Raw genomic sequence first — 23,467 nt, 5'->3', positions numbered from 1 at the left:
GCCCATGACAGACCAACAGGCATTTGCTGCCCGGATCGAAGGTGCCGATGCGCCTTCGCGGTATGTTCTGGTATGCGAACACGCCTCGCATACCCTTCCTGCGCGTTGGGGCAATTTGGGGCTGGATGCCGCAGCGCAGGTCGCACATATCGCCTGGGATCCCGGTGCGCTGGGGCTGGCCCGCGGATTGGCCGCGCGGTTGGGGGCGGCGCTGGTCCACGCGCCGGTCAGCCGTTTGGTTCACGACCTGAACCGCGCGCCGGATCGTCCCGGTGCCATGCCTGCGCGGTCCGAAAGCTACGATATTCCCGGCAATGCCGCGATCACACCCGAAGACCGCGCAGCACGGGCGGATGCGGTGTATACGCCGTTTCACGCCGGTCTGGCCGCGCTGATCGCCCGGCGTATCGCCCTGGGATTGCAGCCGGTGCTGGTGACGGTGCATTCGTTCACGCCGGTCTGGCATGGCCAGCCACGTGCCGTCGAACTGGGCGTGATCCACGATGATACCCGCCCCGGCGATGACCGCCTTGCGCGCGAGGTTCTGGCGGCAGCCTGGGCCATGACCTCGTTGCAGTCGGAACTGAACGCTCCTTATTCCGCCGCCGACGGGGTGACACATCTGCTGCGATTGCACGCGGTGCCATATGGCTTGCCGCATGTGATGCTGGAAATCCGCAATGATCTGATCGCCACGCCCGAGGCCGAGGCCGCGATGGCCGATCTGCTTGCCCCGGTGCTGGCGCGCGCGCTGGCGGCGACAGAGGGAGGGGCCTGATGCCGCGGGTGCTGATCCTGTATGTCCGCTGGGTCGAGGCGTTGAACTACCGCATCGGGCGGCTTGCGATGTATCTGTTGTTCGTGCTGGGTGGTGTGCTGCTGTGGTCCATCATCGCCAAGGCGTTCTTTCGCCCCTCGTTGTGGACGCAGGAAATGGCGCAGTTCACCATGGTGGGCTATTTCGTGCTGGGCGGGGCCTATGCGCTGCAACTGGGCGCCAATGTGCGGATGGACCTGCTGTATTCCCGCTGGAGCCTGCGCCGCCGTGCCATGGTGGATGCGGTGACGGTGCTGGCGATGATCTTCTTTCTGTCGGTGGTGCTGTATGGCGGGATCGACAGCACGCTCTATGCGCTGGAGATCGGCGAGCGGTCGCGCACGGTGTGGCGGCCCTACATGGCCCCGATCAAGATCATCATCTGCACCGGCGTCTTTCTGATGATCCTGCAATCGGTGGCGTTCCTGATCCGTGACATTGCGCTTCTGCGTGGGGAAAAGATCTGATGCCCTACGAGATGATCGCGCTTCTGATGTTCGGCGGGATGATGATCCTGCTGCTGACCGGGCAGCGGGTGTTCGCGGTGATCGGCTTTGTCGCCTCGGTGGCGGCGCTGGCCTTGTGGGGCGGTGGCGGATCTGCCCTGCCGTTCACCAGCGCCATCAAGCTGATGAACTGGTATCCCATGCTGACCCTGCCGATGTTCGTCTGGATGGGATATGTCATGTCGGAAAGCCGCATGGCCGATGACCTGTACCGCATGTTTCATGTCTGGTTCGGCCCTGTGCCGGGCGGGCTGGCCATCGGCACGATCCTGTTGATGGTGCTGATTTCCGCGATGAACGGGCTTTCGGTCGCGGGTCTGGCCATCGGGGCAACCATCGCCTTGCCCGAACTGCTGAAGCGTGGGTATGACAAGCGGATGGTGACGGGCATCATCCAGGGTGGGTCGAGCCTGGGGATTCTGGTGCCGCCCTCGGTGGTGCTGGTGCTGTATTCCATGATCGCGCGGCAGCCGGTTGGGCATCTGTGGCTGGCCGGCGTGGTGCCGGGCCTGATGATGGCGGGGCTGTTCATCCTGTATGTCGTGGTTCGCTGCCGCATCAATCCGGCGCTTGGTCCTGCGTTGCCTGCCGAAGACCGGACGGTCCCCGCTGCCGAAAAGCTGCGCCTGCTGAGCGCCGGACTGCTGCCCGTAGGCATCTTTGCCGCGATGATGGGGCCGTTCGTCTATGGCTGGACCAGCCTGGTGGAGGCGTCGGTCGTCGGGGCGGTGGTGGCCACGCTGGCGGCGCTGGTCCGGGGACGACTGACGCGCAAGGTGTTCGACACCTGCATGGTTCAGACCCTTGCCGTCTCGTGCATGTTCATGTGGATCATCCTTGCGGCGCTGGCCTTTGGCGCGGTGTTCGACGGGCTGGGGGCGGTGCGGGCCATCGAGGGGCTGTTCCTGCGCGACATGGGCCTGTCGCCATGGACCATTCTGATCCTGATGCAGCTTTCGTTCCTGATCATGGGGATGTTTCTGGACGATACCGCCATGCTGGTCATCGTCGCGCCGCTGTATGTGCCGCTGGTGGCCAAGCTGGATCTGGGCATGGCGCCGGGCGATGCGCTGATATGGTATGGCATCCTGTACACGATCACCTGCCAGATCGCCTATATCACGCCGCCGTTCGGCTATAACCTGTTCCTGATGCGCGCCATGGCGCCCGACCATGTGACCCTGGCCGACATCTACCGCTCTATCACGCCGATCGTGCTGCTGATGCTGCTGACGCTGGTGATCGTGATGATGTTCCCGCAGATCGCGCTTTGGCTGCCGCATCTGGTATATGCAAGATGACCCGAACAGGGTGGATCAACCACCCGAATCCCAACCCAGGAGGTGACGACATGACGACGACGAGACGCAAGTTTCTGACCACCGGCGCACTTGGCGGCGCTGCGGCACTGGCCGCGCCGGCCGTACATGCGCAAGGCGCGCCGATCCGCTGGCGGATGCAGACCTATGCGGGGGCCGCCTTGGGCGAACATGTGGTGAAACCCGCCATCGACATGTTCAACGAGATTGCCGATGGCCAGATGCAGATCGAGCTGTATTACGCCGATCAGATCGTGCCCACGTCCGAGCTGTTCCGGGCCATGCAGTCCGGCACCATCGACGCCGTGCAGTCGGACGACGATTCGATGGCCTCGCCCACCGAAGTGACGGTGTTTGGCGGCTATTTCCCCTTTGCCAGCCGCTATAGCCTGGATGTGCCGGTGCTGTTCAACCAATATGGCTTGAAACAGATCTGGGAAGAGGAATACGCCAAGGTCGGTGTCCAGCACATTTCGGCCGGCGCCTGGGATCCGTGCCATTTCGCCACCAAGGATCCGATCCGCAGCCTCAAGGATCTGGAAGGCAAGCGCGTATTCACCTTCCCGACCGCAGGCCGGTTCCTGGCGCAGTTCGGCGTGGTTCCGGTGCAACTGCCGTGGGAGGATATCCAGGTCGCGCTTCAGACCGGCGAGTTGGACGGCATCGCCTGGTCGGGCATCACCGAGGATTACACCGTCGGCTGGGCCGATGTGACCAAGTACTTCCTGACCAACAACATCTCGGGCGCGTGGATCGGGCATTTCTTCGCCAATCAGGCCAAATGGGACGCAGTGCCCGAGCGGCTGAAGACCTTGATGAAGGTCTGTTTCGAACAGTCGCATTATTACCGCCAGTGGTGGTACTGGGGCGGCGAGGCCGATCTGCGCGTGAACGGGCCGAAACTGGAACTGACGTCGATTCCCGATGCGGAATGGGCCACGGTCGAGGAAAAAGCCCGCCTGTTCTGGGACGAGATCGCCGCCGAGTCGGAGACCAAGGCGAAGGTTGTGGAGATCTTCAAGACTTACAACGCCGTGATGGACAAGGCCGGGCGGCCCTACCGCTACGGCTGACGCGGGCGCCGGGGGGCGCGGCCCCCCGGTTCCAAAGGGTATCGAACAGATCGTGACGGCACACCCACAGGGTGCGGGAGAGGGCGGACATGCCAGGCAACATGAGTTTCGAGGCGCTGAAAGAGGCGGTGGCGCGGGGGGAGGTGGATACCGTTCTGGTGGCCGCCCCCGATATGCAAGGCCGCCTGATGGGCAAGCGGTTCCACGCCCAGTTCTTTCTGGATGGCGGTTTCGAGGAAACGCATTGCTGCAACTATCTGCTGGCCGTGGACATGGAAATGACGACCGTTCCCGGCTACAAGACCAGCAGTTGGGAAAAGGGATATGGCGATTACGTCATGAAGCCCGATCTGGCCACCTTGCGCCCGTTGCCCTGGCTTCCGGGCTCAGTGCTGTGTCTGGCCGATCTGCTGGAGCATGACACGCATGCAGAAGTGGCCGTGTCGCCCCGTGCGATCCTGAAACGTCAGGTTGCCCGCGCCCGCGCCATGGGGCTGGAGCCGATGATGGCGACCGAGCTGGAATTCTACCTGTTCGAAAACAGCTACGACAACCTGCGCGACGGCGGATTGCGTGATCTGAAACCGATCAGCGCCTATAACGAGGATTACCACATCTTCCAGACCTCCAAGGAGGAAGATGTCATGCGCGCCGTGCGCAACGGTCTTTATGCCGCAGGGATCCCGGTGGAGAACACCAAGGGCGAGGCCGATGCGGGCCAGGCCGAGGTGAACTATCGCTATTCCGATGCGCTGGATACCGCAGACAACCATGTCATCGTCAAGCAGGGCGTGAAAGAGATCGCGTGGAGCAAGGGCAAGTCCGTCACCTTCATGGCCAAATACGACCACCGCAAGGCCGGGTCGTCCAGCCATGTACATCAGAGCCTGTGGACGACCGATGGCAAGCCCGCGTTCCATGACCATGACGACGCGCATGGCATGTCGGCGCTGATGAAACACTACCTTGCCGGGCAACTGGCCCATGCGCAGGAACTGACGGTGTTCCTTGCCCCCTATGTCAACAGCTACAAGCGGTTTTGCGTGGGCATGTTCGCGCCGACCAAGGCGGTCTGGTCCGCTGACAACCGCACCGCCGGGTTCCGCATCTGCGGCGTGCATTCCAAGGGCGTGCGGGTGGAATGCCGCATTCCCGGTTCCGATGTGAACCCCTATCTGGCCTGTGCGGCGCTGTTGGCCGCCGGTCTGGCGGGGATCGAGGGCAAGATGGAGCTGGAGCCGGAAATGACCGGCGATGCCTATACCAAGGGCGGGATCCGCGAGATCCCGAAAACCCTGCGCGATGCGGCGGTGGCACTCAGGGGGTCGGCCATGCTGCGTGCCGCGCTGGGCGACGATGTGGTTGACCATTACGTGCGCAACGCGGAATGGGAGATCGAGGAAACCGACCGGGTGGTGACGGATTTCGAGCTGCAACGGCTTTTGGAACGCGCGTAGGGCCAACAGGGCCCTGGGTGGGGAACTGCGGGGGGGACAGCCCCGCATGACAGGTGACACGATGAAACCGATACAACTGATTTCCCCGGTCGATGGCCGGGTCTATGCCGAGCGGATGCCGCTGGCGCCCGAAGCCGCGGATGCGGCCGCGGCCGCGGCCCGCGCCGCGCAAAAAGGCTGGGCCGCGCGGCCGCTGGACGACCGTATCGCGCTGGTCAAGGCGGCAGTCGCCCATATGACCGCGCAAAAGGATGACATCGCCCGCGAGCTGGCCCAGCAGATGGGCCGCCCGATCCGCTTTGGCGGGGGGGAATTCGGCGGGGTGAACGCGCGCACCGACTATATGGCCGGGATCGCGGCCGAAACTCTGGCGCCCAGGGTGATCGAGGACAGCGACTCGTTCCGCCGCTACATTGCGCGCGAGGCGCTGGGGGTGGTGTTCGTGATCGCCCCCTGGAACTACCCGTTCCTGACTGCGATCAACACCATCGTTCCGGCCCTGATCGCCGGAAATACCGTCGTGCTGAAACATGCCAGCCAGACCCTGCTGGTCGGTGAACGTCTGGCCGAAGGGTTCCATGCGGCGGGCATTCCGTCGGATGTGTTCCAGAATGTCGTGCTGGATCATGCGACGACCGAGCGGCTGATCGGCGCGCGGGCGTTCGATTTCGTGAATTTCACCGGATCCGTCGGCGGTGGCCAGGCGATTGAACGCGCGGCGGCGGGCACCTTTACCCCCTTGGGGCTGGAGCTGGGCGGCAAGGATCCGGGCTATGTGCGCGCCGATGCCAATGTCGATGCGGCGGTCGATACGTTGATGGACGGGGCGATGTTCAACTCGGGCCAGTGCTGCTGCGGGATCGAGCGGATTTATGTCCACGAAAGCCTGTTCGACGACTTCGTCGCAAAGGCGGTCAAATGGGTCAATACGCTGAAACTCGGCAGCCCGCTGGATCCGGACACCACACTTGGCCCGATGGCCAATGTCCGCTTCGCCCGCGTGGTGCGCGACCAGATCGCGGCGGCTGTGGCGGCCGGGGCGAAACCGCTGATCGACCCGGCGAATTTTCCGGCCGATGATGGCGGCGCCTATCTGGCCCCGCAGATCCTGGTGAATGTCGATCATTCCATGGCAGTGATGCGGGACGAATCCTTTGGCCCCGTCGTCGGCATCATGCCCGTCAAGGACGATGCCGAGGCGATTGCCCTGATGAACGACAGCCCCTATGGCCTGACTGCCAGCATCTGGACCAACGACTACGACACCGCCGCCGAGATCGGGGCGCAGATCGAGACCGGGACCATCTTCATGAACCGGGCCGATTACCTCGACCCTGCGCTGTGCTGGACCGGGTGCAAAGACACCGGGCGCGGCGCCTCGTTGTCCTATCTGGGTTTCCATGCGGTGACCCGGCCGAAATCCTACCATCTCAAGAAGGTGTGACATGTCGCACGGCGTTCCAAACCGCAACTGGTCTTATCCGACCGCCATCAAATTCGGCGTCGGCCGCATCGCGGAACTGGCGGATCACGCGAAATCGGCAGGGCTGAGCAAGCCGCTGCTGGTCACCGACAAGGCGCTGGCCAGCCTGCCGATCACCGCTCAGGCGCTGGACGTTCTGGCGGCGGCCGGACTTGGCCGCGCGGTGTTTTCCGAGGTCGATGCCAACCCGACCGAGGCGAACATGCAGGCGGGCGTCGCCGTCTACAATGCAGGTGGCCATGATGGCGTCATCTGCTTTGGCGGTGGCTCGGCGCTGGATCTGGGCAAGATGATCGCGTTGATGGCAGGCCAGCGCGCCGATCTTTCGGTCTGGGATCTGGAGGATGTCGACGACTGGTACACCCGCGCCGATGCCGAAGTCATTGCCCCGATCATCGCCGTGCCCACCACGGCCGGCACCGGATCCGAGGTGGGGCGTGCGGGCGTGCTGACCAATTCGGCCACGCACAAGAAAAAGATCATCTTCCACCCCAGGCTGATGCCCGCAGTCACCCTGTGCGACCCGGCCCTGACGGTGGGGATGCCGCGCTTCATCACCGCAGGCACGGGCATGGATGCGTTGGCCCATTGCCTCGAAGCCTATTGCTCGCCGCATTACCACCCGATGAGCCAGGGCATCGCGCTGGAGGGGATGCGGCTGGTGTTCGAGAACCTGCCCAAGGTCTATGACGACCCCAACGACCTGATGGCGCGGGGGCATATGATGAGCGCGGCGGCCATGGGCGCGGTGGCGTTCCAGAAGGGGCTGGGCGCGATCCATTCGCTGTCGCATCCGATTGGCGCGGTCTACAATACCCACCATGGGACGACCAATGCGGTCGTCATGCCCATGGTGCTGGATTTCAACCGTGCCGCCATCGAAGACCGGATCAAGGCGGCGGCTGCCTATCTGGGCATCGCAGGCGGATTCGATGGTTTCCGCGCGGCTGTGATGGATCTGCGCGCAAGGCTGGGCATTCCGGAAACCTTGACCGCGCTTGGTGTAAGGGCAGAGGATCTGGACATGCTGACCGACATGGCGCTGGAGGATCCGTCCTGCGGTGGCAACCCGGTCGAGATGACGCGCGACAATACCCGCGCCCTGTTCGGCGCCTGCATGTGACAGCCGGTGGGTCAGGCCGCGGTGTTTCGCCCTGACCCGAATATCCTGGGAACGGTGGTGCGGGGGGGGGGGGGGCTGTGTCCCCCGCCACTCCTCAGGGCAGCAGCGGCTCGCGCCCATAGGGGCCCAGAACCCAGGCATCGCGCCCCTCGAACACCACGGCTGTCACCGGCCCGCCATAGGCGGCGCTGGAATCGATGTTGACCCGGTTGCCGTAATGGGTGGCGCGCTCCACAGCCGTATGGCCATGGACCACCAATGGCCCATGATCGCGCGGATCGTCCAGAAAATCGTGACGGATCCAGACCAGGTCATCCTCTGTCTGGTCCGCCAGGGCCACGCCGGGCCGGATGCCGGCATGGGCAAACAGCAGATCGCCATGTCGGTGCAGTGCGGGCAGATTTGCCAGAAAATCCAGATGCGCCGGGGGAATCCGGTCCTGGGCCTCGGCATGTACCGGCGCCTCGGGCCGGTCGAGCGCGGCGCGCACGCCATAGGCGATCAGCGTGTCCGCCCCGCCGATGCGCGGATGAAGCCAGCCGTATTCCGGGCGCAGCCGATGATCCCTGGCGGGCGGGCTTTGCATCCACAGGCTGAACATGCGGTCGTGGTTGCCCTTGAGCACGACCCAGGGCGCGCCTTGCGCAATGCCATGCATCAGGTGGTCGATCACGCCGGGGCTGGCGGGGCCACGATCCACCAGATCGCCGATATGGATCACCGGGGCCGTCGTGTCGCCGGTTGCCACACGATCCGCCGCGATGCGGTCATGTGCAATCTGCAAGAGGTCGAGGTGGCCGTGAATGTCGCCGATCGCATAGGCGCGCATGGGAACAGACCTTTCTTGCGGAACCGGGGGACCAAGGGCCTTGCGCCCCCGGACCCCCGCAGGATGTCGTGATCAGATCAAGCGGGCGCTGCCCGCCCGCAGCTCAGGCGCCTTCGAAATGCAGGGGGCGAACCTGGTTGAACTTGCCGGTCGAGGTCAGCTTGTCCACCACCTTGGGGTCGATCTGCTGATCCAGGTACAACAGGGCGATGGCGTCATGCCCGACAGACGACCGGCCCAGCGTAAAGTTGGCGATGTTGACGCCATTGTCGCCCAGCGTGATCCCCAGCAGGCCGATGATGCCCGGCACATCGTCATTGGTGGTATAGAGCATATGTTCGCCCACCTCTGCGTCGATGTTGATGCCCTTGATCTGGATGAAGCGCGGCTTGCCATCCGAGAAGCAGGTGCCGGCAACCGAGCGTTCGCGCTTGTCCGTCACCATCGTGACCTTGACATAGGCATCGAAGGCGCCCGACTTGTCCTGCCGCGTGGTCGAGATCTGGATCCCCTTGTCCTTGGCGACGATGGGGGCCGAGACGAGGTTCACATCCGGGTTGGCGGCCTTCAGCACGCCGGCGATGACCGATTGGTTCAGGGCGGCGATGTTCATGTCCGCCACGCGGCCATCATACAGGATGTTGATGGCCTTGATCGGCTCGTCGGTCATCTGGCCGATGAAGCTGCCCAGATGACCCGCCAGCTTGATCCAGGGGCCCATGATGGCGGCCTGTTCGGCGGTGACATTGGGCATGTTCAGCGCGTTCTGCACGGCGCCGGTCAGCAGGTAGTCCGACATCTGCTCGGCCACCTGCAGGGCGACGTTTTCCTGCGCTTCGGTGGTCGAGGCGCCGAGGTGCGGGGTGACGACGACATTCGGATGGTTGAACAGCGGGTTTTCCGTGGCCGGTTCCACCTCGAACACATCCAGCGCGGCGCCTGCGACATGGCCGCTGTCCAGCGCATCCTTCAGCGCCGCTTCGTCGATCAGGCCGCCGCGGGCGCAGTTGATGATGCGCACGCCCTTCTTGGTTTTGGCAAGGTTCTCACCCGACAGGATGTTGCGGGTCTTGTCGGTCAGCGGGACATGCAGGGTGATGAAGTCGGCCTTTGCCAGCAGGTCATCCAGTTCAACCTTGGTGACGCCCAGTTGCTTGGCGCGCTCTTCCGACAGGAAGGGATCATAGGCGATGACCTTCATCCGCAGGCCGACCGCGCGGTCGCAGACGATGCCGCCAATGTTGCCTGCACCGATCACGCCGAGGGTCTTGTTGAACAGCTCCACCCCCATGAACTTGGACTTTTCCCACTTGCCGGCATGGGTCGAGGCCGAGGCTTCGGGCAATTGACGAGCAATAGCGAACATCATGGCGATGGCATGTTCGGCCGTCGTGACCGAGTTGCCGAAAGGCGTGTTCATCACGATCACGCCTTTTTTCGACGCAGCCGGGATATCAACGTTATCGACGCCGATCCCGGCGCGGCCGACCACCTTGAGGTTGGTCGCATTGGCCAGCAGCTTTTCCGTGACCTTGGTGGCCGAGCGGATGGCAAGGCCATCGTAGTTGCCGATGATCTCGGCCAGCTTTTCCTTGTCCTTGCCAAGTTTCGGCATGTAGTCGACCTCGACCCCACGGTCGCGGAAGATCTGGACGGCGGTTTCGGAAAGTTCGTCGGAAACGAGAACGCGGGGGGCCATGGCGGGCTCCTTGAAACGGATGTGAGAGGAAGATGCGCAACGCCGCGCATCCGCTGTCAGCAGGGCAGGGGCCCCGGATCAGCTCCGGGGCGCGGGGTGTCAGGCGGCGTTCGCCTGCGCCGCGATCTCGGCGTTGAAGGCATAGGCGATCCAGGGCATCAGCGCCCGGATATCCGTGGTCTCCACCGTGGCACCGCACCAGATCCGCAGGCCGGGAGGGGCGTCGCGGTAAGCGCCTGCATCCAGGGCCACGCCTTCCTTCTCCAGACGTTTTGCAACATTTTTGGCAAAGGTTGCGCCATCCGAGATGCGCGGATCAGTGAATTTCAGACAGACCGAGGTGCAGGAGGCCGTCGCGGGATCCACGGCCAGATTGGCGATCCAGTCCTTGTCGGCGATGAAGTCGGCGATGGCCTTGGCATTCGCCTCGCTGCGCGCGATCAGGCCCGACAGGCCGCCGATGGACTGGGCCCATTTCAGTGCGACCAGGTAATCCTCGACGCACAGCATCGAGGGGGTGTTGATCGTCTCGCCGACGAAGATGCCTTCGGAGATTTTGCCCTTGGACGTCAGGCGGAAAATCTTGGGCAGCGGCCAGGCGGGGGTGTAGCTTTCCAGCCGTTCGACGGCGCGAGGGCTCAGGATCAGCACGCCATGGCCGCCTTCGCCGCCCAGCACCTTTTGCCAGGAGAAGGTGGTCACATCCAGCTTGTCCCAGGGCAGGTCCATTGCGAAAGCCGCCGAGGTGGCGTCACAGATGGTCAGGCCCGCGCGGGTGGCCGGGATCGCATCGCCATTCGGAAGGCGCACGCCCGAGGTGGTGCCGTTCCAGGTAAAGACCACGTCCTTGTCAAAATCGACGGTGGCCAGATCGACGATCTCGCCATAGGGGGCCTTTTTCACGGTCGCATCCAGCTTGAGCTGTTTCACCACGTCTGTGACCCAGCCTTCGCCAAAGGATTCCCAGGCCAGCATTTCGACGGGCCGGGCGCCCAACAGCGACCACAGCGCCATTTCGACGGCGCCAGTGTCCGAGGCAGGCACGATGCCGATGCGATAGTCCGCAGGCACGCCAAGAATTTCACGGGTAAGGTCGATCGCCTCTTTCAGCTTGGCCTTGCCAACAGCCGCCCGGTGCGAACGTCCCAAGGGGGCATCGGCCAACATGTCAAGGGAGAAGCCGGGGATCTTCGTGCAGGGGCCCGAAGAAAAGCGCGGATTTGCCGGGCGCGCGGCCGGGGCGGTCAGTTCCATGTCTGGTATCCTTCCAGATATATGCCCTTCGTTGGGGAAGGGTGTCCCGCTGCCGTGCTTACGCCCGGTTCTGATGTCGCGCAAGATATTTCGTGGCTCTGCCTGCGCGAAGCGCCGCGATGGCTTGGCCTTTGGGGCAGGTCGTGGAATATGGCGTCTGATCGCCGCCCGGAGCCTTGCCATGCTGTATGCCGTCCTGATCTCGAAACCCGATAGGCTGGATCCGGTTCTGGCCGAATCGCTGCGCACAGCCTGGGGTGGCGGGGCGCCGCGCTGGCTGGCGCTGGGGCAGGCGCTGGAATTCCCGGTGATCGCGGCGCCAGAGAACTTCCGCCAGGTGTGGCAAGATCTGCAAGGCATGGGCGTCGATCTGAACCTGGTGCCTGCGGAGAACCGGCGCAAGCGGATGCTGCTTGCGGATATGGACAGCACCATGATCGGGCAGGAGTGTATCGACGAACTTGCCGATCTGGCCGGGGTTGGCGCGCATGTTGCGGCCATCACTGCCCGAGCCATGAATGGCGAGCTGGATTTCGAGGCGGCGTTGAAAGAGCGTGTCGCGCTGTTGCGCGGGTTGCCCGAGGCGGTCATCGGCCGCGTGCTGCAAGAGCGGATCACCTATACGCAGGGCGGGCGCGAGCTCATTGCGACGATGCATGTCAACGGGGGCCATGCGGCCCTTGTTTCGGGCGGGTTCACGGCCTTTACACAGGCGGTCTCGGCGCATCTGGGCTTTGACGAACACCGCGCCAATACCCTGCTGGCCAGCGATGGTCATCTGACTGGCGCGGTCGCGGAACCGATTCTGGGGCGCCAGGCCAAGGTCGATGCGCTGGAGGAGATCTCGGCCCGGCTGGGGCTTGCCGCGACGGATGTGCTGGCGGTTGGCGACGGGGCGAACGATCTGGGTATGTTGCACCGGGCCGGGCTGGGCGTGGCGCTGCACGCCAAACCCAGTGTCGCGGCGCAATGCGAGATTCGCGTGAACCACGGCGATCTGACGGCGCTGCTGTTCCTGCAAGGCTACGCGGTCGAGGAGTTCGCCGCCGCGTAGCTGCCTGGGCAACGGCTCAGAACAGGTCGATGTTGCCGATCAGCGCATGGGGGTCGGTAAGTCCGTCAATGCGCAGAACATCCGTTCCGAAGGTCAGCAGCAGGTTGCCGCCCTTGACCTCGGAATACAGGTTCAGCACCTGCCGCACGTTCAGATCCCCGTCCCAGAGCGCCCGGTCGATCTGAAGGCGATCCCCTTCGGCCAGGCTGAAATCGGTGATGCGGTCCCGCTCTGCCCCAAGGCCAAAGACGAACACATCCGCGCCGTCGCCGCCTTTCAGCGTGTCGGAACCGGCGCCGCCTTCCAGCGTGTCATTGCCGGCACCACCAAACAGCTTGTCGTCGCGCGCGCCACCGAACAGAACATCGTCGCCCTTGCCGCCATACAGCACGTCGTCGCCGTTGCCGCCGTTCAGCGTGTCGTTTCCGGCATGGCCATACAGCAGATCCGCCCCGTTGCCACCAAACAGCCGGTCAAAGCCCTTTTCGCCATACAGGGTATCGTTTCCTGCATCGCCATACAGCCGGTCCTTGCCGACGCCACCATAAAGCTTGTCGTCGCCGTCGCCGCCATACAGGCGGTCCTTGTCGGCATGGCCGCGCAGCGTGTCATTGCCATCACCGCCGTACAGCCGGTCATTCCCGGCCCCGCCCACCAGCAGGTCATCGCCGTCTTCGCCATGCAGCGTGTCGTTGCCGCCACCACCGGACAAGGTGTTGTTCAGCGCGTTGCCGGTGAGGATGTTGTTTGCCGCATTGCCGGTGCCGGTTGTGGCAGAGCCAAGCAGTTCGAGATTCTCGAAGTGGTCGGCGAGCGTCCAGTCGATATGGCTGCGCACGGTGTCGGTTCCGCCATTGGCGGTTTCGACCAGAACATCCTGGGCGCTGCGCAGGATATACGTGTCATCCCCGAGGCCACCGACCAGGGTAGACCTGCCGCCGCCGCCGTCCAGCGTGTCGTTGCCGATGTTGCCGGTAAGCCGGTTGCCACTGCCATTGCCGGTCAGCGCCAGCCCCTTGACCCCCAGAACCATGGCATCGGTAAAGCCGTTGCCCAGAACCACGCTGCCGGATGTCATCAGCAGGCCGCTGGCCAGCAGGTCCAGCTTGACATTGCCGTCGGTGGCATCTGCGGTCAGACTGCGCAGAATGCCGTTCCAGCGAAAGCTGACTGCAACGGCCTTGCCGGGATCGACACCGAGGGCATAGCCGCCAGCATCCGAGGCCGTGGCGGTATTGCCGCCTGCGGAAATGGTGGCGCCCCCGCGCCCTTCGCCTATGTCATAGAACAGATCGCCGTCCAGATCGTCATAGATCACGCCGGTGATGAAGGCCTGGCTGCCAGAGGTGGCGAACAACTGCGTGATGACCGATGCGTTGAAATCCACGCCGTCCTGGGTGAAGATGCCCAACTCGTTGCCGACGCCGGTTTCGCGAAAGCGCCCGTCCATCAGGTTGGGGCGGTGGTCGGCGCTGGCGAACAACTGCTCGTGCAGCGCCAGGATGGTCGCCGCAGGGTCGATCGCAGCGGTGTTGCCGTCGAGCGCGAGATTCTCTCCGGTGCGCCATAGGCCGGTCAGGTTGTAGCCTGCATCCTTGATCCGGTCCTGACTGCTGCTGCCGCCCTCGCCGGTGTGGCTGAAGCGATTGGCCTCCAGCATCCATTGCGAATGGCCGGTGGCGGCGTTGTTCAGAAGCGCATTCGGGGCAAGCGCCTGTTTCGCGGAGGTGTTGATGGTTCCTGCCGCGAGGCCCGCGTTCAGATCGACGCCTTGCCGCGTCGCCTCTGCCTGCGGATCCAGCCGCGCACGGTTCACCAGTTCCAGGAAAAGCTGTTCGTATGCGTTCAGGGCCATGGGACTCTTGGGGATAGAGGGATTTGCAACTCTTTCTGCGGGTGCAACGATCACGTGGCGATGACAAGGGCAGAATGTGGCAGTAGTGCGGAAAGCGTGATTAGGTCGCGGCTTCGTGACCCAAAGGAGGCCAACATTGCGTGAGCGCATCATCATAGACACGGATCCGGGGCAGGATGATGCCGTTGCGATCCTGCTGGCCCTGGCCAGCCCGGAAATCGAGGTTCTCGGGATCACCTGCGTGGCGGGAAACGTCCCGCTTGCATTGACCACACGCAATGCGCGGATGGTGTGCGAACTGGCGGGGCGGCCGGATCTGCGCGTTGTTGCAGGCTGTGATCGCCCGATGCGCCGCCCGCTGGTGACGGCAGAGCATGTGCACGGCAAGACCGGGCTGGATGGCGCCGATCTGCCCGATCCGGTCATGCCGCTGCACCCCGGCCATGCGGTGGATTTCCTGATCGAAACGTTGCGCACCGAACCGCCCGGCAGTGTGACGCTGGTGCCCATCGGCCCCCTGACCAACATAGGCACGGCGCTGGAACGGGCGCCCGACATTGCGGCGCGCATCAAGCGCGTCGTGTTGATGGGCGGGGCCTATTTTGAGGTGGGCAACATCACCCCGGCCGCCGAGTTCAACATCTTTGTCGATCCCGAAGCGGCGGCGCTGGTCTTTGGCGCGGGCGTTCCGCTGGTGGTCGTGCCGCTGGATGTGACCCACAAGGCGCTGACCACGCCGCCCCGCATCGCGGCATTCCGCGCCTTGGGAACCCCGGTGGGCGAGGCGGTCGCCGGATGGACCGACTTTTTCGAGCGGTTCGACATGGCGAAATATGGCAGTGAGGGTGCCCCGTTGCATGATCCTTGCACCATCGCCTGGATCCTGCGCCCGGATCTGTTCACCGGCCGCGAGATCAATGTCGAGATCGAGACCGGGGGGCGATTCACCAGCGGCATGACGGTGGCGGACTGGTGGCGGGTGACCGATCGCGCAGCGAATGCGCTGTTTTTGGGCGATGTGGATGCGGACGGGTTCTATGCCTTGGTGACAGAGCGGCTGGCGCGGCTCTGATCGCGTGGCGGCGGGCGTGGGCTGGGCGCACACGCCCGCGCCTCCCCCCGTGGGATACCCGGATCAGAGCGCGGTCAAGGTCAGGGCAGGGGGGTGAGCGTGAAGCCCTCGGCTTCGAGCAGCGCAAGAATGCCGTCGGTGCCAGGCAGGTGCAGCGCGCCGAATGCCGCCAGGACAGGCCCGTCCTGTGCCGCCTCCAGCAGAACCGGCAGCCAGGCGCGGTTCCGCCGGATCATCAGCGCGTCTTCCATCAGCGAGAACTGGCGGCGCAGTTCGGTCTGGTCAACGCCCGGTTCGGCCAGGGCCCGGTCCAGCGAGAATTCCCACAACAGTTGGGACCGTCCGGCGAAATAGGCATTGGCCAGGGTGACGGTCATGTCTTCGGGGCTGTCGGCCATGGCAAGGGCCGCGCGCATCATGTCAAGCTCGCCCTCGCGGGGGAGGTCGCCGAAAATGCGGAACAGCGTATCATGGGGCTCCAGCGCCCGGATGGGAAGCGCGCGTGCCTGGGCAAGGGCGATCAGCCGGTGGTCCAGCCCCTTTTCGCCCCGGCGCGCGGTCTCTATCGCACAAGGGGGAATGCCTAGCATCATCGCAACATACCAGGGCCGCAGCCGCGATGCGATGACGGTCGGAATGCCGCGCAGGCGCATTTCGGCAGCGATGAGTTGCCAGTCGGCCTCTGACAGTTGTTCGGCAAGCGTCGGCCCTGCGGTGGCAAACATGAAATCCGGGCGGCTGGCGAATTCGGCCTTGAGGCGGGCTTCCTCGTCCGGGCCGGCCTCTACCAGCAGGAGGCGGGACTGGTCCAGCAGCGGGCGGACCCTGGACAGCAGCGCCTCGTGACGCGGATCCGGCAGGTGATAGGTGCCGACGATGGCAATGCTCTGCCCGTCGCGTGTGGCATGCCACAGGTTGCCGCGCGCGAACGGGCGTGCATCTGCTTTCACCTCGATCCGCGCGCGTTCGTCGTCAGGCAGGGCCGCGATCAGATCCTGCCCGTTGCACATGGCGGCGGCCCATGTGGGTGCCGCCACCATGTGCAGGATCAGAATGAACAGGTGAATGGCAGTGCGCATGGCGGTGTCCTCCGGCGCGCGGACGATGGCACGGGCCGGGTGGCGAACCAACCCGAATTCTCTGTGTCGCCGGTGTTGACAGACCCCCGAGACTCTCCTAGATCCACCGCATTGGCACTCGGGGGACCTGAGTGCTAACGACGCATCACGCTGAACTCAAGGGAGTGTTCACAGATGGCATTCAAACCGCTGCATGACCGTGTGCTGGTCAAACGCGTCCAGAGCGACGAAAAGACCAAAGGCGGCCTGATCATCCCCGATACCGCCAAGGAAAAACCCGCCGAGGGTGAAATCGTTGCGGTCGGCGAAGGCGCCCGCAAGGATTCGGGCGAACTGATCGCAATGGCGGTCAAGGCTGGCGACCGTGTGCTGTTCGGCAAATGGTCGGGCACCGAAGTGACCGTGAACGGCGAAGAACTGCTGATCATGAAGGAAAGCGACATCCTCGGGATCATTTCCTGAGTCTGACGTCGCCCATCCAGTCAACCAAGATTTGAGGAGATAGCAGCATGGCTGCCAAGGAAGTCCGCTTCGATACCGATGCCCGCGACCGTATGCTCAAGGGCGTCAACATCCTCGCCGATGCGGTGAAGGTGACGCTGGGCCCGAAAGGCCGCAACGTGGTGATCGAGAAATCGTTCGGTGCCCCGCGCATCACCAAGGACGGTGTGTCGGTTGCCAAGGAAATCGAACTGTCCGACAAGTTCGAGAACATGGGTGCGCAGCTGGTGAAAGAAGTCGCCGCCCGCACCAATGACGAGGCCGGTGACGGCACCACCACCGCGACCGTTCTGGCCCAGGCCATCGTGCGCGAAGGTCTGAAATCGGTGGCCGCTGGCCTGAACCCGATGGACCTCAAGCGCGGTATCGACCTTGCCACCACCAAGGTTGTCGAGGCCATCAAGGCCGCGTCGCGCCCGGTGAAGGACTCGGACGAAGTCGCCCAGGTCGGCACCATCTCGGCCAACGGCGAAGCCCAGATCGGCCGCTTCATCGCTGATGCGATGCAGAAGGTCGGCAACGAGGGTGTCATCACCGTCGAAGAAAACAAGGGGATGGAGACCGAGGTCGAAGTCGTCGAAGGCATGCAGTTCGACCGCGGCTACCTGTCGCCCTACTTCGTGACCAACGCCGACAAGATGATCGCGGACATGGAAGACGCCTTCATCCTGCTGCACGAAAAGAAGCTGTCGTCGCTGCAGCCGATGGTCCCGCTGCTGGAAGCCGTGATCCAGTCGCAGCGCCCGCTGGTGATCGTGGCTGAAGACGTCGAAGGCGAGGCTCTGGCCACGCTGGTCGTCAACAAGCTGCGTGGCGGTCTGAAGATCGCTGCCGTCAAGGCGCCGGGCTTTGGCGATCGCCGCAAGGCCATGTTGCAGGATCTCGCCATCCTGACCGGCGGCCAGGTCATCTCGGACGATCTGGGCATGAAGCTGGAAAACGTCACGCTCGACATGCTGGGCAAGGCGAAGAAGGTCTCGATCCGCAAGGACGACACCACCATCGTTGACGGCGCTGGCGACAAGGCAGAGATCGAAGCCCGCGTGGCCCAGATCCGCGCCCAGATCGAGGAAACCACCTCGGACTACGACCGTGAAAAGCTGCAAGAGCGTGTGGCCAAACTGGCTGGCGGTGTGGCTGTCATCCGCGTCGGCGGCATGACCGAAGTCGAAGTGAAAGAGCGCAAGGACCGCGTGGATGACGCCCTGAACGCGACCCGTGCGGCCGTGCAGGAAGGCGTGATCGTCGGTGGCGGCGTGGCGCTGGTCCAGGCTGGCAAGGCGCTGGAAGGCCTGAAAGGCGCGAACTCGGATCAGGATGTCGGCATCGCCATCGTCCGCCGCGCGCTGGAAGCTCCGGTCCGTCAGATCGCTGAAAACTCGGGCGTGGACGGTTCGGTCGTGGCTGGCAAGATCCGTGAATCGGACAGCCTGTCGTTCGGCTTCAACGCTCAGACCGAAGAATATGGCGACATGTTCGCTTTCGGTGTGATCGACCCGGCCAAAGTGACCCGTACCGCGCTGGAAAACGCGGCTTCGGTCGCCTCGCTGCTGATCACCACCGAAGCGATGATCGCCGACAAGCCCGAGCCGAAATCGGCTGCTCCGGCAATGCCGGGCGGCGGCATGGGCGGCATGGATTTCTGATCCAGCCATCCCAGGCATTATGGAAAGGGCGCCCCGCGGGGCGCCCTTTTTCTTGTCGGCATATGCTGGCGGCCGGCGCAGCCCTGTCAGACGTCGTGCGCCCGTTGCGCCGATCCAGATATCTGCGGGGGTTGCATGGCGCGGAACGGTGCAGAAGGCGCGTTCGCTCTCTCCGGTGCGGATCAGGAAAGGGGGGCATTTGCCCCCCCGGATCGGCAGGCCGATCAGCGCGAGGATGCGTCGGCTCCGGGTTACTGCGCCATGACGATATAGACGGCATAGCTTGCCAGAAGGGCCGCGCCGATCCAGCGCCCGATCAGCGGGCGCCACAGGAGCAGGCCGGTCAAGACCAGCGTGGCGGCGATCAGCACCGGCAGGTCAAAGGTCAGAAAGCGCGTCTCCACCGGGATCGGGGCGACCACGGCGGTTGCGCCCAGAATGCCGAGCAGGTTGAAGATGTTCGAGCCGACGATATTGCCGATGGCAATTTCGGAATGCTTCTTGATCGCGGCGGCCAGCGAGGTGGCCAGTTCAGGCAACGACGTGCCGATGGCCACGATGGTAAGGCCAATGAACGCCTCGGACACGCCAAAGCTGCGCGCGATATTGACCGATCCGTCCACCAGCAATCTTGCACCGACCAGCAGGACGGCAAAACCGAACGCCAGCCAGACCAGCGATTTCCACAAGGTGCCGCCGGCGTCTTCTTCGACGGTGTCGGTATCTTGCGATGTCCGGTAAGAGATGACCAGATAGATGATCAGTCCGATCACAAGCGCCGCCCCGGCCGGCCGGCCGATCCAGCCCATCCAGAACAGGGGCACCAGCGCCAGGGTGGCGGCCACCATAAAGGCAGTGTCGCGTCCGAGCGTCCCGCCCGATACGCGGATCGGCCAGATCAGCGCGGAAATGCCGGTGATCAGCAGGATATTCCCGAGGTTCGAGCCAACGATGTTGCCAATGGCCAATGCCGGCACCCCGCCAAGCGCCGCCTGCACCGAGACAAGAAGCTCCGGCATCGACGTGCCAAAGCCAACAACCGTAAGACCGATCAGTAGGGGCGGCATGGCAAGGCGCTGCGCAACACCGACAGCGCCACGCACCAGCGCATCACCTCCCAGGAACAGGCCGACGAGGCCGATGGCGACAAAGAGATAGTCCAAGTCTTGCTCTCCTCGAATGGTCAGAGGTGGCGGCGGTGCCGGTTTGCCCAGCGACGCCGCCACAACGATACACGCCTGCGCGACCGTATCAGCAGGGCGCTGACCACAGGTCGCAGCAGGGGCAGGTCGATTGCTACAAGGACAAGTCCCAAGGGCAGCATCCAGATCCCCAGCACCGGCAGAAAAGAGGCCAGCCCGCCTGCCACCAACGCAAGACCGAGGGGCAGGCGCACCAACGCCCAAGGGCGGCGCTGAAGGTTTGAAAGGATGGGGCGCAAGGCAGGCACATCGCCGGACAGGGCGCGAATCTGCCGATTCAGCCGCCGCATGTTGCGATCAGGCATGGCGGGTCGCGCCGGTCTTGTGCGCCTGGCCGGAATACGGATGTGGTGTCGCGGGCATGGGCAGTCCTATCGCATCGGACAGTCTGCGAGAACCCCCGCGCAAATGCCCGGCGGTCCGACATCACGACACCATGTCGTCAGAGGGGCCCGGTCCGCCCTAGGCAGGTGGGTCGCGCCGGTGGAAGTTGCAAGGGGGAAAATTCGCCGCCACGCATCAATCTGGCGGCGGGGCCTGCGATGCCCGGCGCGAATGGCGCGCGCCAGACGCAGGTGCAGAACGCCGGGGGCAAGCAGGACAGGGGCGGCGTTTCGCGCCGCCGCCCCGCCGCTGGCCGGTCGGTTTATTCGGCTTCGTTTGCGGGCAAGGCGTTCAGCATCGCATAGCGTTCTTCGCCCAGTTTCTCGTACAGCGAAATCTGGGTTTCCAGAAAGTCGATGTGCCCTTCCTCGTCTGCGATAAGCGCATCGAACAGGGCGCGGCTGACGTAATCGCCAGCCTTGTCGCAATGTTCGCGGGCTTCGATATAAAGGGCGCGGGCGTCATGCTCGCCTGCCAGATCCGCCTCCAGCGTTTCCTTGACGGTCTGGCCGATACGCAGCGGGTCGAGCTTTTGCAGGTTCGGATGCCCTTCGAGGAAGATGATCCGTGCAATCAGCTTGTCGGCGTGCTGCATCTCCTCGATCGATTCCGCGCGCGATTTCGCCGCAAGGCGACCGAGGCCCCAGTCCTCTTGCAGGCGGAAGTGCAGCCAGTACTGGCTGACCGCGGTAAGTTCCGACCGCAATGCTGCGTTGAGATATTCAATGACCTTTGCGTCGCCCTTCATGGCAGTCTCCTTCGGTGCTGGCGGGGTTGCCGACTACGTTGAAGATCAAGTTAGGGTGCGTCTTGTCGCCTGTCCATGGGGGCAGAGAAGATTTTTAGAATAATTCTAAAATAGGCGGTGCCGCTAGCGCGCTTGCGCCAGACGCAGCCGTGCGGGGCGCAGAATCGGCGGCCGTTCCGCTGCCGTGGCGACGCCAAAGCTGTCGCACTGCCGCATGGTGTCCAGAAACAGCGGCATACATCCCCCGCAATCGGCGCGTTTTCCCAGCGCGTGATAGACCTTGCCGGGGGTGATGATCGTGTCGGCATCTGCGGCGCGCATCCAGTCCACCGCAGCGCGAATGTCCTGATCAGAGATGGATTGGCAATGGCAGATGATCATGGCGTTCTCACAGGATGGCAGCGCGGACGCGGGCAGTCCGGTTTCGCGCGGACAAGACGGCGCATGGCGGATCCTGCCGGATCATTTGGTCAGGATCAGTTTGCCCGCGCGCGTGATCCGCAGGGCGTAAAGCTGATCGTTCAGCCGGATATGCGCCACCTGTCCCCCTTGGGTCAGGGTCTGGGCCTCGTGGACGGGAATGGCGCTTTGCGCGAAGGTTTGCGGTTCGGCGGGGGCATTCATCTTGCTGTCCCCCGCAGGTGGAAAGGGTGGGTATCGCCGGGCACCGGAGCATCCCTCCTGACTGAAACGGATCCTGATCGTGTCATTCTGGCTGGCCCGGACTCGTCGGGTTGGCGGATGCCGCAAATTCCGACAAAAAGGCTCGACTGTAAAGACTGATTCTTTGTGTCGGGATAAGGGGTCTGACAGGATTTTGACTGGCGGTGGCCAGCGTCGCGGCGACGGTTGTGCTATGCGGGGGCGCATTGGCCGCACTGGCCGCAATCTTGGAGGAAATCGTGACCTTGGTAAAACCTGTGGTGATAGCCCTTGCCGTGCTGGCCGGTCCCGCAGGCGCCCAGACGGCGCCGAAGCTGTCACAGATCATCGCCGATCTGGAATCCCGTGGCTATGTGACGAGCGAGATCGAGGTGAAGCGGGACCGTATCGAGGTCGAGGCGCGCACAGCCGCCGGGGCGCGGGTTGAACTGGATATTGATCCGGCGACCGGGGCCATCCGCAGCGAACGCCCCGACGACTGAGCACCGGGCGGCGGCGCTACGCCCCCATGCCGGACAGAAAGCGTGAGACCAGCGGCAGGCCTTGTTGAAGGGCCTGTGGCGCATTGGCAAAGCCGATCCGCACATACCCCTCCATCCCCATGGCCGAGCCGGGGGTGAACATGACGCCCGTCTCCTTCAGCAGGGCGATGCAGAAGGCCCGAGAGTCCAGCGGGCTGTCCACCTTGACCAGCGCGGTTGTGCCAGAGCGCGGCCGGACAAAGCCAAGGCGCGGTTCGCGGCGGATCCAGTCGGACAGGATGTCCAGATTGCCACGGGTGATCCGGCGCGACCGTGACAGGATGCGGTCGCGGTTCTCCAGCGCCAGCGTGGCGAGATGGTCGTCCAGTACGCCGACGCTGATCGTGTCATAGTCGCGCTGGATCATCACCGCCTCGATCACCTCGGGCGGCGCAACCACCCAGCCCAGCCGCAGCCCGGCCAAAGCGTAGGCTTTGGACATGCCGCAGGTGCTGATGCCTTTTTCATAGAGATCGGCCATCGAGGTGGTGGTCCCGCTGCCCTCCTGATCCAGCCCGCGATAGACTTCGTCGCACAGCACCCATGCACCTGCCTGGCGCGCGATTGCGGCAATCTGTTCCAGCATCTCGCGGGGGATCAGGGCGCCGGTCGGGTTGTTGGGGTTGGTCAGGGCGATCAACTGGGTGCCGGGCGTGGCCAGTTCACGCAGCGCATCCAGATCGGGCAACCAGCCATGTTCGGGCCGCAGGTGCAACAGCCGGACATCGGCGCCGATGCTGGCCGGAATGGAATGATGTTGCTGATAGGTGGGCACGATCGAGATAACCCGGTCCCCGCGTTCGACCAGCGCGCGGTGCACCAGCATGTTCGCGCCGATCGTGCCATGCGTGACCACGATATTCTCGGGGGTTTGCCGCTCGTGCGTGGCCGCGATTGCGGCGCGCAGCCGTTCCGACCCCGGAATCGCGCCGTAGCCCAGCCGGATCGGCATCAGGGCCGACAGGTCGTTGGCGTTCTGGCCACAGATCTCCAGCAAACCGGCCACGGTCAGGCTTTCGACGCAGGTTTCGGCCAGGTTGTGGGCGCATCTGGTCTCCCATTCGTTCATCCAGATCTCGACGCCAAAGGGCTCGATCCGCATTCCGGTCTCCTGTCGGTTGTGCGCCTTGTACCCTCCCATCCTGTGGCGGATCGGGGACAATGCCAAGATGGCGGAAAAAC

At 64.0% G+C, this 23,467-nt stretch carries 23 protein-coding genes; 12 read left to right on the top strand and 11 right to left on the bottom strand.

Going from position 1 to position 23,467, the window contains the following annotated elements; all coding sequences use genetic code 11:
• Positions 1 to 4 precede the first annotated feature (4 nt).
• From BW970_RS13235 to BW970_RS13205, 7 genes are all read left to right on the top strand, one after another.
• On the top strand, positions 5 to 778 hold the full coding sequence (locus BW970_RS13235; RefSeq protein WP_076532098.1) for an N-formylglutamate amidohydrolase: 774 nt from the start codon (positions 5 to 7) through the stop codon (positions 776 to 778).
• Complete coding sequence (locus tag BW970_RS13230) at positions 778 to 1,284, top strand: TRAP transporter small permease subunit (protein ID WP_076532096.1); 507 nt, start codon at positions 778 to 780, stop codon at positions 1,282 to 1,284. The genes BW970_RS13235 and BW970_RS13230 overlap by 1 nt, the downstream gene beginning before the upstream one ends.
• Positions 1,284 to 2,624, top strand: a complete 1,341-nt coding sequence (locus tag BW970_RS13225; RefSeq protein WP_076532093.1) for a TRAP transporter large permease — start codon at positions 1,284 to 1,286, stop codon at positions 2,622 to 2,624. The genes BW970_RS13230 and BW970_RS13225 overlap by 1 nt, the downstream gene beginning before the upstream one ends.
• A 50-nt stretch (positions 2,625 to 2,674) precedes the next feature.
• Positions 2,675 to 3,715: a TRAP transporter substrate-binding protein gene (locus BW970_RS13220; RefSeq protein ID WP_076532090.1), complete on the top strand. Its 1,041-nt coding sequence runs from the start codon at positions 2,675 to 2,677 to the stop codon at positions 3,713 to 3,715.
• Positions 3,716 to 3,804: 89 nt separating this feature from the next.
• On the top strand, positions 3,805 to 5,172 hold the full coding sequence (locus BW970_RS13215) for a glutamine synthetase family protein (RefSeq protein ID WP_076532087.1): 1,368 nt from the start codon (positions 3,805 to 3,807) through the stop codon (positions 5,170 to 5,172).
• 61 nt (positions 5,173 to 5,233) lie between these two features.
• Positions 5,234 to 6,616, top strand: coding sequence for an aldehyde dehydrogenase family protein (locus tag BW970_RS13210; protein ID WP_076532085.1), 1,383 nt, complete (start codon positions 5,234 to 5,236; stop codon positions 6,614 to 6,616).
• 1 nt (position 6,617) lies between these two features.
• Positions 6,618 to 7,778 carry an iron-containing alcohol dehydrogenase gene (locus BW970_RS13205; protein WP_076532084.1) on the top strand — a complete coding sequence of 387 codons (1,161 nt, stop codon included), beginning with the start codon at positions 6,618 to 6,620 and terminating at the stop codon, positions 7,776 to 7,778.
• Between the two features lie 94 nt (positions 7,779 to 7,872).
• On the opposite strand, the gene BW970_RS13200 is transcribed toward BW970_RS13205, so the two are convergent.
• From BW970_RS13200 to BW970_RS13190, 3 genes are all read right to left on the bottom strand, one after another.
• A complete protein-coding gene (locus BW970_RS13200) occupies positions 7,873 to 8,607 on the bottom strand; it encodes a metallophosphoesterase (RefSeq protein WP_076532082.1) in 735 nt (244 codons plus the stop codon).
• A gap of 103 nt (positions 8,608 to 8,710) precedes the next feature.
• Complete coding sequence (serA, locus tag BW970_RS13195) at positions 8,711 to 10,306, bottom strand: phosphoglycerate dehydrogenase (RefSeq protein ID WP_076532080.1); 1,596 nt, start codon at positions 10,304 to 10,306, stop codon at positions 8,711 to 8,713.
• Positions 10,307 to 10,405: 99 nt separating this feature from the next.
• Positions 10,406 to 11,560 (bottom strand): phosphoserine transaminase, encoded by a 1,155-nt coding sequence (locus BW970_RS13190; protein WP_076532078.1) that lies wholly within the window; start codon positions 11,558 to 11,560, stop codon positions 10,406 to 10,408.
• Positions 11,561 to 11,741: 181 nt separating this feature from the next.
• Between BW970_RS13190 and serB the strand changes: the two genes are divergently transcribed.
• Positions 11,742 to 12,614 carry a phosphoserine phosphatase SerB gene (gene serB / locus BW970_RS13185; protein WP_076532343.1) on the top strand — a complete coding sequence of 291 codons (873 nt, stop codon included), beginning with the start codon at positions 11,742 to 11,744 and terminating at the stop codon, positions 12,612 to 12,614.
• Between the two features lie 16 nt (positions 12,615 to 12,630).
• On the opposite strand, the gene BW970_RS21305 is transcribed toward serB, so the two are convergent.
• A complete protein-coding gene (locus BW970_RS21305) occupies positions 12,631 to 14,469 on the bottom strand; it encodes a CAP domain-containing protein (protein ID WP_076532076.1) in 1,839 nt (612 codons plus the stop codon).
• 136 nt (positions 14,470 to 14,605) lie between these two features.
• Between BW970_RS21305 and BW970_RS13175 the strand changes: the two genes are divergently transcribed.
• Positions 14,606 to 15,541, top strand: a complete 936-nt coding sequence (locus tag BW970_RS13175; protein WP_076532074.1) for a nucleoside hydrolase — start codon at positions 14,606 to 14,608, stop codon at positions 15,539 to 15,541.
• 80 nt (positions 15,542 to 15,621) lie between these two features.
• Here BW970_RS13175 and BW970_RS13170 read toward each other — a convergent pair whose 3' ends face one another.
• The gene (locus tag BW970_RS13170; protein WP_083701267.1) at positions 15,622 to 16,620 is read right to left on the bottom strand and encodes a TraB/GumN family protein; all 999 of its coding nucleotides are present in this window, start codon (positions 16,618 to 16,620) and stop codon (positions 15,622 to 15,624) included.
• A gap of 174 nt (positions 16,621 to 16,794) precedes the next feature.
• Between BW970_RS13170 and groES the strand changes: the two genes are divergently transcribed.
• Together groES and groL are read left to right on the top strand one after the other, a co-directional pair.
• A complete protein-coding gene (groES, locus tag BW970_RS13165) occupies positions 16,795 to 17,082 on the top strand; it encodes a co-chaperone GroES (protein WP_076532072.1) in 288 nt (95 codons plus the stop codon).
• Positions 17,083 to 17,129: 47 nt separating this feature from the next.
• On the top strand, positions 17,130 to 18,767 hold the full coding sequence (groL, locus tag BW970_RS13160) for a chaperonin GroEL (protein WP_076532070.1): 1,638 nt from the start codon (positions 17,130 to 17,132) through the stop codon (positions 18,765 to 18,767).
• 251 nt (positions 18,768 to 19,018) lie between these two features.
• Here the strand turns inward: groL and BW970_RS13155 are convergent, their stop codons facing one another.
• The 5 genes from BW970_RS13155 to hemP all read right to left on the bottom strand — a co-directional run bounded on the left by BW970_RS13155 (position 19,019) and on the right by hemP (position 21,725).
• Entirely contained in the window at positions 19,019 to 19,930 is a 912-nt protein-coding gene (locus BW970_RS13155; protein ID WP_076532068.1) for a calcium/sodium antiporter, read from the bottom strand.
• Between the two features lie 20 nt (positions 19,931 to 19,950).
• On the bottom strand, positions 19,951 to 20,259 hold the full coding sequence (locus BW970_RS13150) for a tryptophan synthase subunit beta (RefSeq protein ID WP_229740516.1): 309 nt from the start codon (positions 20,257 to 20,259) through the stop codon (positions 19,951 to 19,953).
• A 356-nt stretch (positions 20,260 to 20,615) separates the two neighbouring features.
• Positions 20,616 to 21,101, bottom strand: a complete 486-nt coding sequence (bfr, locus tag BW970_RS13145) for a bacterioferritin (protein WP_076532064.1) — start codon at positions 21,099 to 21,101, stop codon at positions 20,616 to 20,618.
• A 123-nt stretch (positions 21,102 to 21,224) separates the two neighbouring features.
• The gene (locus BW970_RS13140; RefSeq protein WP_076532062.1) at positions 21,225 to 21,482 is read right to left on the bottom strand and encodes a (2Fe-2S)-binding protein; all 258 of its coding nucleotides are present in this window, start codon (positions 21,480 to 21,482) and stop codon (positions 21,225 to 21,227) included.
• Between the two features lie 81 nt (positions 21,483 to 21,563).
• Entirely contained in the window at positions 21,564 to 21,725 is a 162-nt protein-coding gene (hemP, locus tag BW970_RS13135; protein WP_076532060.1) for a hemin uptake protein HemP, read from the bottom strand.
• A 278-nt stretch (positions 21,726 to 22,003) separates the two neighbouring features.
• On the opposite strand from hemP, the gene BW970_RS13130 reads away from it, so the two are divergent.
• Positions 22,004 to 22,246, top strand: a complete 243-nt coding sequence (locus tag BW970_RS13130) for a PepSY domain-containing protein (protein ID WP_159441440.1) — start codon at positions 22,004 to 22,006, stop codon at positions 22,244 to 22,246.
• Between the two features lie 16 nt (positions 22,247 to 22,262).
• Here BW970_RS13130 and BW970_RS13125 read toward each other — a convergent pair whose 3' ends face one another.
• Entirely contained in the window at positions 22,263 to 23,387 is a 1,125-nt protein-coding gene (locus tag BW970_RS13125) for an aminotransferase (protein WP_076532054.1), read from the bottom strand.
• Between the last annotated feature and the right edge of the window lie 80 nt (positions 23,388 to 23,467).

The organism is Gemmobacter megaterium, from assembly GCF_900156815.1.
In the GTDB taxonomy this organism is placed as follows: Bacteria; Pseudomonadota; Alphaproteobacteria; order Rhodobacterales; family Rhodobacteraceae; genus Wagnerdoeblera; species Wagnerdoeblera megaterium.
Note: the sequence above shows the minus strand (reverse complement) of the source record. Positions and strands in the feature narration are given on the sequence as shown.

Bases quoted from the DNA above. Each gene is read 5' to 3' on its own strand.
- BW970_RS13190 (WP_076532078.1), bottom strand. From the start codon at position 11,560: ATGGAACTGACCGCCCCGGCCGCGCGCCCGGCAAATCCGCGCTTTTCT.
- hemP (WP_076532060.1), bottom strand. From the start codon at position 21,725: ATGAATGCCCCCGCCGAACCGCAAACCTTCGCGCAAAGCGCCATTCCC.
- bfr (WP_076532064.1), bottom strand. From the start codon at position 21,101: ATGAAGGGCGACGCAAAGGTCATTGAATATCTCAACGCAGCATTGCGG.
- serA (WP_076532080.1), bottom strand. From the start codon at position 10,306: ATGGCCCCCCGCGTTCTCGTTTCCGACGAACTTTCCGAAACCGCCGTC.
- BW970_RS13205 (WP_076532084.1), top strand. From the start codon at position 6,618: ATGTCGCACGGCGTTCCAAACCGCAACTGGTCTTATCCGACCGCCATC.
- BW970_RS13170 (WP_083701267.1), bottom strand. From the start codon at position 16,620: ATGCGCACTGCCATTCACCTGTTCATTCTGATCCTGCACATGGTGGCG.
- groL (WP_076532070.1), top strand. From the start codon at position 17,130: ATGGCTGCCAAGGAAGTCCGCTTCGATACCGATGCCCGCGACCGTATG.
- BW970_RS13150 (WP_229740516.1), bottom strand. From the start codon at position 20,259: ATGCGGCGGCTGAATCGGCAGATTCGCGCCCTGTCCGGCGATGTGCCT.
- BW970_RS13230 (WP_076532096.1), top strand. From the start codon at position 778: ATGCCGCGGGTGCTGATCCTGTATGTCCGCTGGGTCGAGGCGTTGAAC.
- BW970_RS13215 (WP_076532087.1), top strand. From the start codon at position 3,805: ATGCCAGGCAACATGAGTTTCGAGGCGCTGAAAGAGGCGGTGGCGCGG.
- BW970_RS13200 (WP_076532082.1), bottom strand. From the start codon at position 8,607: ATGCGCGCCTATGCGATCGGCGACATTCACGGCCACCTCGACCTCTTG.
- BW970_RS13235 (WP_076532098.1), top strand. From the start codon at position 5: ATGACAGACCAACAGGCATTTGCTGCCCGGATCGAAGGTGCCGATGCG.
- BW970_RS13225 (WP_076532093.1), top strand. From the start codon at position 1,284: ATGCCCTACGAGATGATCGCGCTTCTGATGTTCGGCGGGATGATGATC.
- groES (WP_076532072.1), top strand. From the start codon at position 16,795: ATGGCATTCAAACCGCTGCATGACCGTGTGCTGGTCAAACGCGTCCAG.
- BW970_RS21305 (WP_076532076.1), bottom strand. From the start codon at position 14,469: ATGGCCCTGAACGCATACGAACAGCTTTTCCTGGAACTGGTGAACCGT.
- BW970_RS13125 (WP_076532054.1), bottom strand. From the start codon at position 23,387: ATGCGGATCGAGCCCTTTGGCGTCGAGATCTGGATGAACGAATGGGAG.
- BW970_RS13140 (WP_076532062.1), bottom strand. From the start codon at position 21,482: ATGATCATCTGCCATTGCCAATCCATCTCTGATCAGGACATTCGCGCT.
- serB (WP_076532343.1), top strand. From the start codon at position 11,742: ATGCTGTATGCCGTCCTGATCTCGAAACCCGATAGGCTGGATCCGGTT.
- BW970_RS13220 (WP_076532090.1), top strand. From the start codon at position 2,675: ATGACGACGACGAGACGCAAGTTTCTGACCACCGGCGCACTTGGCGGC.
- BW970_RS13210 (WP_076532085.1), top strand. From the start codon at position 5,234: ATGAAACCGATACAACTGATTTCCCCGGTCGATGGCCGGGTCTATGCC.